This is a genomic window from Thioclava sp. F28-4 (assembly GCF_002020045.1).
GTDB classification, from domain to species: Bacteria; Pseudomonadota; Alphaproteobacteria; order Rhodobacterales; family Rhodobacteraceae; genus Thioclava; species Thioclava sediminum.
Genome location: NZ_MPZQ01000002.1, coordinates 326,877 through 340,657 on the forward strand (window position 1 = coordinate 326,877; position 13,781 = coordinate 340,657).

Genomic DNA, 13,781 nt, shown 5'->3' on the forward strand with positions numbered 1-13,781 from the left:
GAACAATTCGACGGGACGCATTAAGCATCCCGCAACCTCCCTCGCAAACCCTTGAATGCGAACGAAAAGAGGACAACTTTGGGGGGCAAGCAAAAGGTCTGCGCGATGCCTCACAACAATACCAATCTGCCCTCCGAACGCCCCGACGTGCTCACCCGCCCCAAGCTGGAAGGCGGCAAGCGGTTCGTGATGCACACTCAGTTCGACCCGGCCGGCGACCAGCCGACCGCGATCGCGGAACTGTCTTCCGGTGTCGAGGCGCTCGAACGCGATCAGGTGCTGCTGGGCGCGACCGGCACGGGCAAGACCTTCACCATGGCCAAGGTGATCGAGGAGACCCAGCGCCCCGCGATCATCCTCGCGCCGAACAAGACGCTGGCCGCGCAGCTCTACGGTGAGTTCAAGAGCTTCTTCCCCGACAACTCGGTGGAATATTTCGTCTCCTATTATGACTACTACCAGCCCGAAGCCTATGTGCCGCGCTCGGACACCTATATCGAGAAGGAATCGCAGATCAACGAGCAGATCGACCGGATGCGCCACTCGGCCACCCGGGCGCTTCTGGAGCGTGACGACGTGATCATCGTGGCCTCGGTCTCGTGCATCTATGGTATCGGCTCGGTCGAGACCTATTCGGCGATGACGCAGGACCTCAAGACCGGCGATCTGATCGAGCAGCGCAAGTTCATCAACGAACTGGTGGCGCAGCAATATAAGCGACTCGATGCGGCCTTCCAGCGCGGCGCCTTCCGCGTGAAGGGCGACACGGTGGACCTGTGGCCCGCCCACTTGGAAGACCGCGCCTGGCGCTTCTCCTTCTTCGGCGAGGAGCTAGAGGCGATCACCGAATTCGACCCGCTGACGGGCGCGAAGACCGACAGTTTCGACCAGATCCGCATCTATGCGAACAGCCACTACGTCACGCCGCGCCCGACCCTGCAGCAAGCCGCGAAGGGCATCCGCAAGGAGCTGGCGCTCCGGCTGAAACAGCTGGAAGAGGAAGGCAAGCTGCTGGAGGCGCAGCGCCTCGAACAGCGCACGAATTTCGATCTGGAGATGCTGGAAGCGACCGGCGTCTGCAACGGGATCGAGAACTACTCGCGCTATCTCACCGGTCGTGCGCCGGGCGAGCCGCCGCCTACCCTGTTCGAGTTCATCCCCGACAACGCGATCGTCTTCGCCGACGAGAGCCACGTCACCGTGCCGCAAATCGGCGGCATGTATCGCGGGGACTACCGGCGCAAGTTCACGCTGGCCGAACACGGCTTCCGCCTGCCGTCCTGCATGGATAACCGCCCGCTCAAATTCGAGGAATGGGACGCGATGCGCCCGCAATCGGTCTTCGTCTCGGCCACCCCCGCCGCGTGGGAGCTGGAACAAACCGGCGGCGTCTTCACCGAGCAGGTCATTCGCCCCACGGGCCTCTTGGACCCGGTCGTGGAGATCCGCCCGGTCGAGACGCAGGTCGATGATGTGCTCGATGAGATCCGCACCGTCGCGGCGCGCGGCTATCGCACACTCGTCACCACGCTGACAAAGCGGATGGCCGAGGATCTGACCGAATACCTGCACGAACAGGGCGTTCGCGTGCGCTACATGCACTCCGATATCGACACGATCGAGCGGATCGAAATTCTGCGCGACCTGCGCCTCGGGGCCTTCGACGTGCTGATCGGGATCAACCTGCTGCGCGAGGGCTTGGACATTCCCGAATGTGGGCTGGTCGCGATCCTCGATGCCGACAAGGAGGGCTTCCTGCGCTCCGAAACCTCGCTGATCCAGACCATCGGCCGCGCCGCGCGGAACTCTGAGGGCCGCGTGATCATGTATGCCGACAGGATCACCGGCTCGATGCAGCGCGCGATGGACGAGACCGACCGCCGCCGCGCCAAGCAGATCGCCTATAACGAGGAACACGGCATCACGCCCGAGACGATCAAGAAGAATGTCGATGACGTTCTGGCCGGGCTCTATCAGGGCGACACCGACATGTCGCGCGTCACCGCCAAGGTCGATGCGGTCAAACCCGGTGCGAACCTGCAGGCGCATCTGGATGACATGCGCGCGAAGATGCGCAAGGCCGCCGAGGATCTGGAATTCGAGGAAGCCGCCCGCCTGCGCGACGAGGTGAAACGTCTGGAGGCGGTGGACCTCGCCGTCCACGACGACCCGCTCGCGCGGCAATCGGCGGTGGAGGCGGCCAGCGAGGCCGCCGTCAAGGCGCAGGGGCGGTCGACTGCCGGACGGCCGGGTCAGCGCGGGGGCGTGAAGCGGAAGAAGGGGCGGTGAGGCTCGCCCGGCACATTGCCCTGAGCGCCTGGCTCGGTGTGATGACCGGACCGGCGCACGCCCAAATCCTCACTTGCGCCGCCCCACCCTTCGACAAGCCACCCGAAATCGCAGCGCTGGTCACACAGCTGCGCCCCGCCCTCGACCGCTGGCCGAGCCTGCATGTCGCGCTCTTTCAAGACGCTGGCGAGCTGTGTCTCGCCGACACGCTGCACGACGCACGTGGCTATTTTGAGCCGCGCTCCTCCCGGCTCGTGATCGCCACCGACATGGCACCCGCCCTGCAAAAGGCAGTTCTGATTCATGAATTGCGTCATCTGGAGCAGAAATTCCACGGCTCCTGTCCCGATCCGAACCTGTCGATGAAGGAAAATGCCCGCGCGATCTTCGCGATGGAGGCGGACGCGACGACCTTCAGCCTCGCTGTGGCTTGGGATCTGCGCGAAGCCGGGATGCCCGACGCCTGGGACGCGCTTGCAGGATGGCCGATGCAGGACGACATCGCCGCAGCCTTCGAGACAGAAATGGGCCGCTCGGGCGACCTCATCAGCGCGGCCAGCGCCGCTTTCACCCAGTGGTACGCGAATGACGAACGACGCGAGCTATACTACCTCGCGTCGTGCAGCGATTATCTCGAGTCCCGCGACCGGGAACACAGAATGCTCAGCTACGATCGGCTTTCCAGCAGCTTCTTCGACGCGCTTTGCCGGCTACCCGATGGCGAGGCCTACCCTTGCACAGAGCCCGGAGACTGAGGTTCAGCCCCCGCTGACCGTCAGGCCCAGCAGCCGCCATTGCTGCATCCCGCCACGATAGTAATAGATCTTCTCCGCCGGGAAACCGGCTTCGATCATGCGGCGGGCGGCGGTGGGCGACTGACCGCACCACGGTCCGTTGCAGTAAAGCGCGACCGATTTCACATCCTCGCCGTCGCAGATGAAGCCCTCGAAATCAGGCTGACAGCCAAGCTCGCCCAGACGGTCGGGGGCTTCCATATAGGGAATATTGATCGCACCGGGGATCGCGCCGCCCTCGAAGTCGCGGGTCACCCGCCCGTCGACGACCACCACGTTGGGATCCTTGAGAAATTCCAGCATCTCCAGCTCCCCCACTGGGGTCACGCCGGGGGCCGGGATCATCGGCTGGATGCAGAAGCTCGGACAGGGGCGCGAGGTCTTGGCCCAATCGCCTTCCAGCTTGTTCTCGTTATCCTGAATCCGCTTGATCTCGACCGGGCCCTTGGCAGTGTCGACCGTGACGGACATGACGTCGGGGCGAATATTGACCGGCTCGGCGAAAGCGGGCTTGACCAAAACAGGCGCGGCAGCCAGCAGCGCGGCAAGAAAAATGAAACGCATGTTAACCTCCCTTTTTCGTGATCATAACACGACTGCCAGCCTTGTCGCCGGCAGTGTGGACCTTTAGCTCAACGAAATGAGAGCGATTTTGATCCTTGGTGCAGCGGTTTGGGCAGATGGCCTCCCCTCACCCAGCTTGCAGCGGCGCACACGGCACGCGGCATCGCTCTGGCATTCAGGCGCGGCGGAGCGGGTGATCTGTTGCGGAGGTGTCGGGCGGCATCCGCCGAGCGAGGCGGAGGTGATGTCCCGGATCTTGCGCGCGGAAGGCGTGGAGGCTGAGGCGATCTCTCTCGAAGATCGCTCGACCAGCACTTACGAGAATATCGGCTTCGCCCGGGCGCATCTGGAGAGCGACGAGGTGATCATCGTCACCGACCCCTATCACGCGCCGCGCGCAGTGATGATCGCGCGGCAGATGGGGCTACAGGCGCGCGCGGACTGCCCGCCGCATCGGGCGAGCGCGAAGGCTCGCGCCCGTGAAGGGTTCGCCTACCTGAAGCTGGGATGGTGGCTGGCGCGCGGCGGGCCTTTGCCCTGAGGCGCGCGCCTTGCGTCAGTCGAGGATCATCTTGCCGATGACCAGCACGATGACTGCGCCGACAAGCGCGATGGCAATGATCGCAAGCAGCCCGCCCGCCGCCAGCACCGCCCCGCCCAGAAGGGCGACGATGAAGGGGGTGATGAGGGCGCCGACCACGCCGATCGCCAGATAGGCGGCCTTGTGACGCCCACCCGAGACGACGCTCGCGATCCAGCCCGCCAGAAGACCTGCGAGCACGAGAAAGATCAGCCCGACCGTGCCGATTGCTTGCAGAACGCTTTCCATGATGTCACTCCGATATGTCTTTTCACAACAACGCGAGGCGAGCGATGAAGTTCCCTCTCCGCGCAACCATTTCGGCAGCGCAGAAATACCCGTGCCCGCCCGTCAGAAATCGGCGGAAACCTCGTACATCACCGGCTCGAAGTTGCGGCACAGCGTGTAGATCACGCGGTTGCGCGAGATCATCTCGGGGCTGCGCAGCATCGCCTGATAGTCGCCCCGCTCGTTCCATTTCGAATAGGTCGCGATCCGCGTGCGCGCGTCGTTCATATGCAGGCCCGCGCCGATGAAACCGGGCGCTTTCGAGATCACCTCGGAATAGGCGGCTTGCAGCTTCTCCATCAACTCGTCGGCTGTGGCGGGCGTCATCTCGAAGGTGCAGATCACGGTCTGCCCTTTGAAATCGCTGGTAATCTCGGTCATGGGCGGTCCTCCTCGACTTCATGCTCGCACAGAAGCGCGCAGAAATCACCGCTCTTTTGCGACCCTGCGTCACAGAGATAGAAGCGCCAGCGCCGGGACCGCCACGATCAGCGCGATGCGGATCAGATCGGCGCCCACGAACCAGCTCACCGCGACCCGAGCTCAGAACGAATGTTTCTCGATCAAGGCACGGGCAGAGGTCAGCAACTTCTCACCCGGCACCCCCTTCTCTTCCATCTCGGCAACCCATGCGTCGATCACCGGCTGCGAGGCGTCTTTCCAGATCGACGTATCCTCGGCCGGGATCGTGATGATCTCATTGCCCAGATCCATCGCGGCCTGACGCGAGGGGATATCCTCGGCCTGCTGCAGGTGTCCCGCCTGCGCCGAGAACTCAACGCCAGAGACGCTGTCGATCGCGGCCTGCAGATCGGGGTCGAGCGCGGCGTAGCGGTCCTTGTTCATCGCGAGAATGAAGCTCGCCGTGTAGATCGAGGGGCCTGCAAATTGCGTGTGGTGATGGACCAGCTCGCCGATCCGCAGCGAGGCCGAGACCTCCCAGGGCAGGAGCGCCCCGTCGATCGTCCCGTGAGAGAGCGCCTCGGGCACAGCCGGGACCGGCATCTCGATCGCCGTCGCGCCGAAGTGTTCGAGCAGCTTCGTCGTCACCCGCGACGGGCCACGCAGTTTCAGCCCTTCGAAATCGGGGATCGCGCGCACGGACTTGTTCGCGTGGATCACGCCCGGCCCGTGCACCCAGGTCCCCAGCAGGTGAATGTCGCGGAAATCCGTATCGACCATCTCCGCCTGCGCCAGCTCCCAAAGCGCGGCAGACGCGGCCTCGGCCTCGGCGACCAGGAAGGGAAGCTCCATCACCTCGGTGCGCGGAAACCGTCCCGGCGTGTAGCCCGGCAGCGTCCAGACAATGTCGACAACCCCGTCAGTGACCTGATCGATAAGATCGGTCGGCTTCCCGCCCAGCTGCATCGAGGGGTAATGCTGGATGCGCACCCGGCCCTGCGACGCCTCCTCGACTGCATTGATCCAAGGGGTGAGGATATGGGCGGGCACGAAGCTGGTCAGCGGCAGGAATTGATGCAGGCGCAGCGTGACCTCGGGCTCTGCGGCCAGCACAGGCGGCGCGGCCAAGGCGGCGGCACCGGCGGCAAGGGCGAAACTCTCACGGCGGGTAAATCTCTGGCTCATGCGGGTCTCCCTCTCACGCGGTCCAAAGCGGATTTACCCGGCGGATGCCCCCAACGTCCAGTTTTGCTTTTCGCGAGATGACGGGACCTGTCGTCCGGTCACAGCAGCGGCGCTCGACGCATGGCAAATCCGCCCCTTGCCGCAAAAGAAAAACCCGCGCCAAGCGCGGGTTTTTCCTGTCCCCGGAGCGTCAGGCCCTACCCCGTATCTCCGGAAATGAAAAAGGCCGGAACGCGTACGTCCGGCCCCTTCCAATTCGGTGTTACCCGAAATTAGTTGTTCGAGGCTGCGACAGCAACGCCGAGCAGCAGCAGAACCGGGATGATGATGCCGGCGTTCGAGGACGACGACTGCTCAACCACAACGGGCTCGGGCTCGACGACCGGAGCGGTGTAGCCGCCAGCAAAAGCGGTCGAACCGGTGAGGCCGAGGGCCAGGGCGATGGTAGCGATCTTTTTCATAGTAATCTCCGTCATTACCGTAGGGAGCCGCCGGACTTTTCTGGCAGCTTCCCGGCGAGACTTACACAGCTTCCCGGGATTGCAAAGAGTGAAATACACGGCCCATTCACGCAGAGGCGAAGACTGTTGCACTTTGGCACTTTTCTTGCATGAAATGCCCAGAATTCGTGTCTAACGCGGCACAGGCTACCATTCCGCGCTTCTGGAGCGACGCGGATTCTGAGAAGAATTACGAGAACTTGTCCGGAACCGGCTTGCAATTTCGCCGCCCGGGAATCAAGGCACCGACACAGCACAGGCAAGGACGAGAATATGAAAATCGCGATGATCGGCACGGGCTATGTTGGCCTTGTTTCGGGGGTGTGTTTCTCGGATTTCGGCCATGAGGTCGTTTGCGTCGACAAGAACCCCGCGAAGATCGAAATGCTCGAGGGTGGCCGCGTGCCGATCTACGAGCCGGGGCTCGACGAATTGATGGTGAAGAACGTGGAAGGCGGGCGCCTGACCTTCACCACCGATCTCAAGGCCGCGGTCGCCGGTGCCGATGCGGTCTTCATCGCGGTCGGCACGCCGACGCGTCGCGGCGACGGCCATGCGGATCTGACCTATGTGATGGCCGCCGCCGAGGAGATCGCAAACGCGATGACCGGCTATGCGGTGATCGTGACGAAATCGACCGTGCCGGTGGGCACCAACCGTCAGGTTGCCGAGGTCGTGCGCAAGACCCGCCCCGATATCGAATTCGACGTCGCCTCGAACCCCGAATTCCTGCGCGAGGGCGCGGCGATCGACGATTTCATGCGGCCCGACCGCGTCGTCGTCGGCACCACCTCGGAGAAAGCCGAAGCTGTGATGGGCGAGATCTACCGCCCGCTCTTCCTGCGCGAATTCCCGATCCTCTACACCGATCTGGAAACTGCCGAGATGATCAAATACGCGGCCAACGCGTTCCTCGCGACGAAGATCACCTTCATCAACGAGATCGCGCGGCTCTGCGAAAAGACCGGCGCCGATATCAAGCAGGTCTCGCGCGGCATGGGGCTCGACGGCCGGATCGGCAACAAGTTCCTCCATGCGGGCCCGGGCTACGGCGGTTCGTGTTTCCCGAAGGACACCGCGGCGCTCGCGCGGATCGGTCAGGACTATTCCTGCCCGATGGAGATCGTCGAGACGGTGATCAAGGTGAATGACGACATCAAGCGCCGGATGATCGAGAAAGTCGTCGATCTCTGCGGCGGCTCGGTCAACGGCAAGACGATCGCGATCTATGGCGTGACCTTCAAGCCGAACACCGATGACATGCGCGAGGCCCCTGCCCTGACCATCGTGCCCGCGCTCGTGGGCGGCGGCGCGAAGGTGCGCGTGGTCGATCCGCAGGGCAAGCGCGAGGGCGAAGCGCTGCTGCCGGGCGTGTCCTGGATGGACGATGCCTATGCGGCAGCCGAGAAGGCCGATTGCGTGGTGATCCTGACCGAGTGGAACGAGTTCCGCGCGCTCGATCTGCAGAAGATCGCCACGACGATGGAAACCGCGCGCATGGCCGACCTGCGCAACATCTACGCCGAGAAGGACGTCAGGAAGGCGGGCTTCGAGGATTACGTGGCGGTCGGGCGGTAAGCCCTGACGGCATAGAAATCGATCCGGGAGGGGGCTCTGCCCCCGTCGCCGGAGGGCGACATAACTTAAGAGGGAGGGGGCTCTGCCTCCGTCGCCGGAGGGCGACATAACTTAAGAGGGAGGGGGCTCTGCCTCCGTCGCCGGAGGGCGACATAACTTAAGAGGGAGGGGGCTCTGCCTCCGTCGCCGGAGGGCGACATAACTTAAGAGGGAGGGGGCTCTGCCTCCGTCGCCGGAGGGCGACATAACTTAAGAGGGAGGGGGCTCTGCCCCCGCCCTTCGGGCCCCCCGGGATATTTTTCCCAAGAGGAAGGGTCAGCCGCTCAGGCCACCTGCCCTGCGGCCCAGCCGGACGCCCAGGCCCACTGGAAGTTGTAGCCGCCGAGCCAGCCGGTGACGTCCACCACTTCACCGATGAAATAGAGCCCCGGCACCTGCTTCGCCTGCATCGTCTTTGCATCGAGCGCATCGGTCGACACGCCGCCCAGCGTGACCTCCGCCGTGCGATACCCTTCCGAGCTGACCGGCCGCACCTGCCAGCGATGGATCTGATCGTCGAGCTTGGCGAGGTCCTTGTTCGATTGCTCGGCCAGCCGCCCCGATAGCTTCGCCTCCGCCACCACGAAATGCGCGAGCTTTTCGGGCAGATGCCGCGCGAGCGCATTGTGCAGCGCCTGCCGTCCCGCCGCGTCGCGCTGCTCCGACAGGGCCGCCGCAATGTCATTGCCCGGCGCCAGATCGATCTTGAGCGTGTCGCCCTCGCGCCAATAGCTGGAGATTTGCAGGATGGCGGGCCCTGACAGCCCGCGATGGGTGAACAGCAGATCCTCGGCGAAATGCGTCTTGCCGAGGCGCAGATCGACGGGCCGCGCGAGACCCGACAGCGGCGCGGTGCGCGCCAGATCCTGCTCGGCGAAGGTCAGCGGCACCAGAGCGGGCCGAGTCTCCACGATATCGAGGCCGAATTTCTGCGCGATCTCGTAGCCGAGACTGGACGCGCCCATCTTCGGGATCGACTTGCCGCCCGTCGCGACAATCACCGAAGCCGCGCGGATCGGGCCTTGCGAGGTTGTGACGAGGAAGCCGTCGCCCGCGCGTTCCACCCGCTCGATCTCGGTCTCGAGCGACAGCACGCCGCCTGCCGCGCGCAGATCCCGCAGCAGCAGGTCGATGATCTGCGTGGCCTTCCCGTCGCAGAAGAGCTGTCCCAGATGCTTCTCGTGCCAGGCGATCCCCGCCGCATCGAGCCGCGCGATGAAATCCGCGGGCGTGTAGCGCGACAGCGCCGAGAGCGCGAAGCGGGGATTGCGCGACAGGAATCGCTCGGTCGCATTTTGCCGGGTCAGCAGACGGTTGGTGAAGTTGCACCGCCCGCCGCCAGAGATTCGAATCTTCTCGCCCGGGCGCCGCGCATGGTCGAGCACCCGCACCGAGCGCCCGCGTCGCGCCGCCTCGATCCCGGCCATCAGTCCGGCAGCCCCTGCGCCCAACACTAAAACATCGCAATTTTCCATGCCGTCTCGCTTGCCGTAGCGGCGCGCGACGCGCAATCGAAATTTGTCGGATTTTCCTCTTGAAGCCCCGCGCCCACTTGGCTACATACCCCCCCACGTTGGGGCGTAGCCAAGTGGTAAGGCACCGGTTTTTGGTACCGCGCACCGTAGGTTCGAATCCTACCGCCCCAGCCACTTTTCTCAGTAGAACTGAATCGTTTTAGGTTTCTCTGGCCGCTCAGGCCGTGAGATCGTCGTCTGCTTGGCTTGGTAACACGCGGCGGCGACGCGACGTCTCCAGAGCTGTGCTCTCTCGACCCAAACGACGGCCACAAATCGCAGCCCCCTTAGCTCGAGGACGGACGGCTTCACTTCGCCGCCGGAATCATGCTGACCAACTATTCCAACCGGACCTTCATGTGGTCGCGCCGAACAACAGCTCGAACGCGTTTTCACGATTGAAAACGGCGCCGTTTGGTGGCGCATGCCGGTCATCTAAGGGGAGGAGGAGGCGGTGACCTCAGGGAGGAGGAGAGAGGCCACCGCCAATTTCCGAGGCTCAGGGAGGAGGAGAGAGCCTCAGGAACTGTTGCAACGAGTTGCTCGCTGCGTTGAAATCGTTTTCGCACAAATGCTGCGCCGCAGAAACAGCTTATTCGACATAGCCGCGCTGCGCCTTCCGCATAGCTTACGGCGGATCACGATCCGTGCTGCGGGGCGCTGACCTCGGCGGACAGGCCCGGGGCCAGTCGTTGGGCCTGCGGTTGATCGGGGTCGATCGCGATCCGGACCGGCACGCGCTGCGCGATCTTGGTGAAATTCCCGGTCGCATTGGAGCCCGACAACAGGCTGAACTGCCCTGCCGTCGCGGGCGAGAACCGCTCGATATGGCCTTTGAACTGCGTCTTTCCCAGCGCATCGACGGTAAAGGTCACCGGCTCGCCCATCTGCAGCCCGGCAAGCTGGGTCTCCTTGTAATTCGCGATCAACCAGAGATCGGAGGGCACGAGCGAGACCAGTGTGCTCCCGGCGCTGACGAATTTGCCGACTCGCGCCGAGACCTGGCCCAGCCGCCCATCCTCGGGCGCACGGATCACCGCGTGATCGAGCGCCACCTGCGCCGCATCGAGTGCGGCCTGAGCTGCATCGGTTTTCGCGGCGAGCGAGCGTTTGTTCAACTGTGCCGTCTGCACCGCCTGCTCGGCCACGTCGATGGCGCTTTGCGCCTCCTGTACGCCCGCCTTCGCCTGATCGAGCGTAAGCTGCGCCTGATCGGCATCCGATTGCGAGACATAGCTTTTCTTCGTCAGCTTCGACGCCCGGTCGCGCGCTGTCTGCGCCGTGGCTTGCGCTGCTTTCGCCGAGGCGAGCGAAGCCTGCTTAGCCTCGAGCGTAGCTTTCGCCGAATTCACCGCCTGCGCCCCGTTGGATTGCGCAGCTTTCGCCGTCTCGAGCGCGGCCTGCGCCTGCTCCACCGAAGCTTTCAGCGCGCGATCGTCGAGACGCACCAGCACGTCGCCTTTCTTGACCTCTGCGAAGTCGCTGACCGGCACAGCCGTGACCTCGGCCGCGACCTGTGCAGAGATCGGCGTAACTTTGCCCTGCAGATAGGCATTGTCGGTCCAAGCGACGTCAGAACGGAACGGCGGCAGGCGCCATGCATAGAGCACGGTCGCGACACCGGCGAGCGCAATGAGAAGGATCAGGGCGGAAGCGAGATAGCGGCGGGTCTGTGACATCGGATCAACTCGTGGAAACAGGGGTGGAGGGCGTGAGGCGCAGGCGCGGGAGGGGCCAGCTTTGGCGCAGGGCGACATGGGCGATCAGTCCGGCCAAGGCCGCCAGCGCGAACCAGAACACGGCGCGGAACGCATCGTCATAGGCGAGAATAGTGGCCTGCTGCTGCACCGTAGACGCGACGGAGGACAGCGCGGCCCCTGCCCGCGCCCCGGCATCCGCAGTCTGGCTGCCCAGCGATGCGGCACTCTGCGCGAGGGTCTGGCTCAACATCGGGTTGTCGGCCGATATCTGCGGCGAAAGCTGCGCCATGTGATAGGCGGTGCGGTCGACCACCAAGCTCCGGAACAGACCGGAGCCGATGACCCCGCCGATGGATTGCGTGGCCAGAAACAGCACGACGAAGCTCAGCAGGTAATGCGGCCCCTTCGCGAAGGCAGCTCCCAGCCCTTTCGCCATCGCAGGCGGCAGGAACAGGATACCGGCAAAGCCGATCATCGCTTGGCTAAGATACATCTGCTCGGGCCCGGTGAGCGCGGTCGATTGCGAGTCGAGCCACGCCCCTGCCGCGATCAGCACCAGCGCGATCCCGTGGAACAGCGGCGCGCGCGCCCCGCTATTGGTCAGCATCAGGACACCGGTCGCGGCCAGCATCGACAGCGCAATGATCCCGAACAGCAGTTGCTCCTGCCCGGGCTGCAGCCCCATCGTGCGCAGGAAACCGACTGCGCCCGCGTTCTGCTCGGCCAGCGCGATGCGGAACACCAACAGCGTGCCAGCCAGATGCAGGATCGGCGGGCTCAGCAGCCAATGGAAATCGATCAGCGGATTGGCCCGCTGCATTTCGATCAGCACCGCGCCCGCGACCATCACGATCGCAGCGACGAGCGCCACGCCCAGCCATTCGGTCTGCGTCCAGTAGTCGAGCGCACCGAACATGAAGACGCTTGTGAACGCACCGAAGCCAACCGCGAGCAGACTGAAGGAGACGAAATCGAGCGGTTTGAGCACCTTTTGCAACGGGCGCGGCGTCAGTGGCAGCGCGAAGATCAGTGCCAGCGCCACCAGCGCCATGCCCATCTGGAACAGGCTCACCGCGTGCCAACTGGCATTCGCGGTGAGCTCGGGCAGCAGCACCCGCGCCAACGGCCTGCCCACCATGATCATCGTCAGGACAGCGGGGATCGCGACCTTGAGGCGCTGAGCGGCGGGAATGGCCTCCAGCATGTAAAGAAAGCCGAGGCTCGACAACGGGGCCGCGGCGCAGCCGCTCAGGAAGGCCACGATGACCGCGGAATGCAGATCGTCCACCCAGAGGTTGAGCACCATCGCCAGCACGAAGCAGACGATCCCGACCTCGGCGAAGCGGCGCAAGCCGAACTGGTCGCGGATGCGGATCAGCATCAGCGGCATCGAGGCGCGCGGTGCCATGAAGGCCGCCATCACCCAATAGGTGTGGTTCGTGGTGGCGTGCAAATCGCCCGCAAGCTGCGGCAGGTTGGCCGAGACGAAGCCGGTGGCAAGCGATTGCGACAGCGCCACGAAGACGGCGGCGCTGGCATAGACGAGCCGCTTGGGCGTGGAATGGTCAGGCTCCGCAGGCGCGGCGGGCTGGGGCGCGGTCTCCGTCTCGGCGGTCTCAGCCTCTGCGGCCTCGTTCTGCGCGATCTCGGCGTCGTTGACCGGAGCCGCCTCGGGCCGCACGCGCTCGCGCGGCGATACCGGTTCGGCAGCCGTCGGACTCGCGTCCGGGCCGTTGATGTCGCGAATCTGGGAGTTCATTCGCCGCGCATCCTTTCGAGATTGGCCTGCATCCTCTCCATCGTCTCGCGGGCGCGGGCGACCTCCTCGGCGTCGATACCGTCGTAGAGCCGGGCGCGCAGAGCCTCGACGAAGGTTTCGATCTCGGAGGCATTTGCGCGGGCATGTTCGGTGAGGAAAATCTGGCGGACGCGTTTGTCGTCGGGATCGGCGCGGCGCTCCACAAAATCGAGCTTTTCCAGCCCGTCGAGCGTCCGGTTCAGCGTCGGCGTCTCGATCGCCAGCGTCTCGGCCAGCTGCGTCTGGTTCAGCCCCTCGTCGCGGGAGATCGCAAGGATCGCCTGCGCCCGCGCGAAGGTCAGCCCCATATCCCTCGCCTGTGCGTCGAACATCGCGCGCACCGACCGCGCCAGCAGCATCATCGTGCGCGTCAACTCGGCACGGTCGCGGCGGGCGGCTTCGGTGGGTGCGGATGTAAGAGCGGCGCGGTCGGACATGGGGGCCTCGGGAATAAAGTTAGCCTGCTAACGTTTTCGTCCCATCCCACATATCGTCTCGGTCGCGAGGATCAACACAGGCAGCCCGCACAGGGGGGCGTGCGTAATTGCGA

General features: G+C 64.4%; 13 protein-coding genes and 1 tRNA gene. 5 read left to right on the forward strand and 9 right to left on the reverse strand.

The genetic code is table 11. The annotated features are described in order from the left end of the window. Nucleotides 1-105 precede the first annotated feature (105 nt). Complete coding sequence (gene uvrB / locus BMI87_RS06360; protein WP_078520585.1) at nucleotides 106-2,289, forward strand: excinuclease ABC subunit UvrB; 2,184 nt, start codon at nucleotides 106-108, stop codon at nucleotides 2,287-2,289. Nucleotides 2,290-2,330: 41 nt separating this feature from the next. Next, complete coding sequence (locus BMI87_RS06365; protein WP_146681523.1) at nucleotides 2,331-3,044, forward strand: DUF6782 family putative metallopeptidase; 714 nt, start codon at nucleotides 2,331-2,333, stop codon at nucleotides 3,042-3,044. Between the two features lie 3 nt (nucleotides 3,045-3,047). Here BMI87_RS06365 and BMI87_RS06370 read toward each other — a convergent pair whose 3' ends face one another. Further along, nucleotides 3,048-3,647 carry a rhodanese-like domain-containing protein gene (locus tag BMI87_RS06370; RefSeq protein ID WP_078520325.1) on the reverse strand — a complete coding sequence of 200 codons (600 nt, stop codon included), beginning with the start codon at nucleotides 3,645-3,647 and terminating at the stop codon, nucleotides 3,048-3,050. 76 nt (nucleotides 3,648-3,723) lie between these two features. On the opposite strand from BMI87_RS06370, the gene BMI87_RS06375 reads away from it, so the two are divergent. Further along, a complete protein-coding gene (locus BMI87_RS06375; protein WP_078520326.1) occupies nucleotides 3,724-4,188 on the forward strand; it encodes a YdcF family protein in 465 nt (154 codons plus the stop codon). A gap of 15 nt (nucleotides 4,189-4,203) precedes the next feature. On the opposite strand, the gene BMI87_RS06380 is transcribed toward BMI87_RS06375, so the two are convergent. From BMI87_RS06380 to BMI87_RS06395, 4 genes are all read right to left on the reverse strand, one after another. Next, nucleotides 4,204-4,476 (reverse strand): hypothetical protein, encoded by a 273-nt coding sequence (locus tag BMI87_RS06380; protein ID WP_078520327.1) that lies wholly within the window; start codon nucleotides 4,474-4,476, stop codon nucleotides 4,204-4,206. 102 nt (nucleotides 4,477-4,578) lie between these two features. Beyond that, the gene (locus tag BMI87_RS06385; RefSeq protein WP_078520328.1) at nucleotides 4,579-4,896 is read right to left on the reverse strand and encodes an antibiotic biosynthesis monooxygenase; all 318 of its coding nucleotides are present in this window, start codon (nucleotides 4,894-4,896) and stop codon (nucleotides 4,579-4,581) included. Between the two features lie 162 nt (nucleotides 4,897-5,058). Further along, on the reverse strand, nucleotides 5,059-6,102 hold the full coding sequence (locus tag BMI87_RS06390) for a TRAP transporter substrate-binding protein (RefSeq protein WP_078520329.1): 1,044 nt from the start codon (nucleotides 6,100-6,102) through the stop codon (nucleotides 5,059-5,061). 272 nt (nucleotides 6,103-6,374) lie between these two features. Then, nucleotides 6,375-6,563 (reverse strand): hypothetical protein, encoded by a 189-nt coding sequence (locus tag BMI87_RS06395; protein ID WP_172976163.1) that lies wholly within the window; start codon nucleotides 6,561-6,563, stop codon nucleotides 6,375-6,377. A 312-nt stretch (nucleotides 6,564-6,875) separates the two neighbouring features. On the opposite strand from BMI87_RS06395, the gene BMI87_RS06400 reads away from it, so the two are divergent. Beyond that, nucleotides 6,876-8,180, forward strand: a complete 1,305-nt coding sequence (locus tag BMI87_RS06400; protein ID WP_078520330.1) for a UDP-glucose/GDP-mannose dehydrogenase family protein — start codon at nucleotides 6,876-6,878, stop codon at nucleotides 8,178-8,180. 323 nt (nucleotides 8,181-8,503) lie between these two features. Here BMI87_RS06400 and BMI87_RS06405 read toward each other — a convergent pair whose 3' ends face one another. Then, a complete protein-coding gene (locus BMI87_RS06405; protein WP_078520587.1) occupies nucleotides 8,504-9,694 on the reverse strand; it encodes an NAD(P)/FAD-dependent oxidoreductase in 1,191 nt (396 codons plus the stop codon). A 99-nt stretch (nucleotides 9,695-9,793) separates the two neighbouring features. Here BMI87_RS06405 and BMI87_RS06410 point away from each other — a divergent pair. Continuing rightward, nucleotides 9,794-9,868: transfer RNA gene (locus BMI87_RS06410), tRNA-Gln, on the forward strand. A gap of 503 nt (nucleotides 9,869-10,371) precedes the next feature. On the opposite strand, the gene BMI87_RS06415 is transcribed toward BMI87_RS06410, so the two are convergent. Genes BMI87_RS06415 through BMI87_RS06425 form a run of 3 tightly spaced genes read right to left on the reverse strand, consistent with a single transcriptional unit; the run spans nucleotide 10,372 to nucleotide 13,668 of the window. Continuing rightward, complete coding sequence (locus tag BMI87_RS06415) at nucleotides 10,372-11,412, reverse strand: HlyD family secretion protein (protein ID WP_078520331.1); 1,041 nt, start codon at nucleotides 11,410-11,412, stop codon at nucleotides 10,372-10,374. A 4-nt stretch (nucleotides 11,413-11,416) separates the two neighbouring features. Further along, a complete protein-coding gene (locus BMI87_RS06420) occupies nucleotides 11,417-13,192 on the reverse strand; it encodes a hypothetical protein (protein ID WP_078520332.1) in 1,776 nt (591 codons plus the stop codon). Continuing rightward, nucleotides 13,189-13,668 (reverse strand): MarR family winged helix-turn-helix transcriptional regulator, encoded by a 480-nt coding sequence (locus BMI87_RS06425; RefSeq protein ID WP_078520333.1) that lies wholly within the window; start codon nucleotides 13,666-13,668, stop codon nucleotides 13,189-13,191. Before BMI87_RS06425 ends, BMI87_RS06420 begins: the two co-directional genes overlap by 4 nt. Between the last annotated feature and the right edge of the window lie 113 nt (nucleotides 13,669-13,781).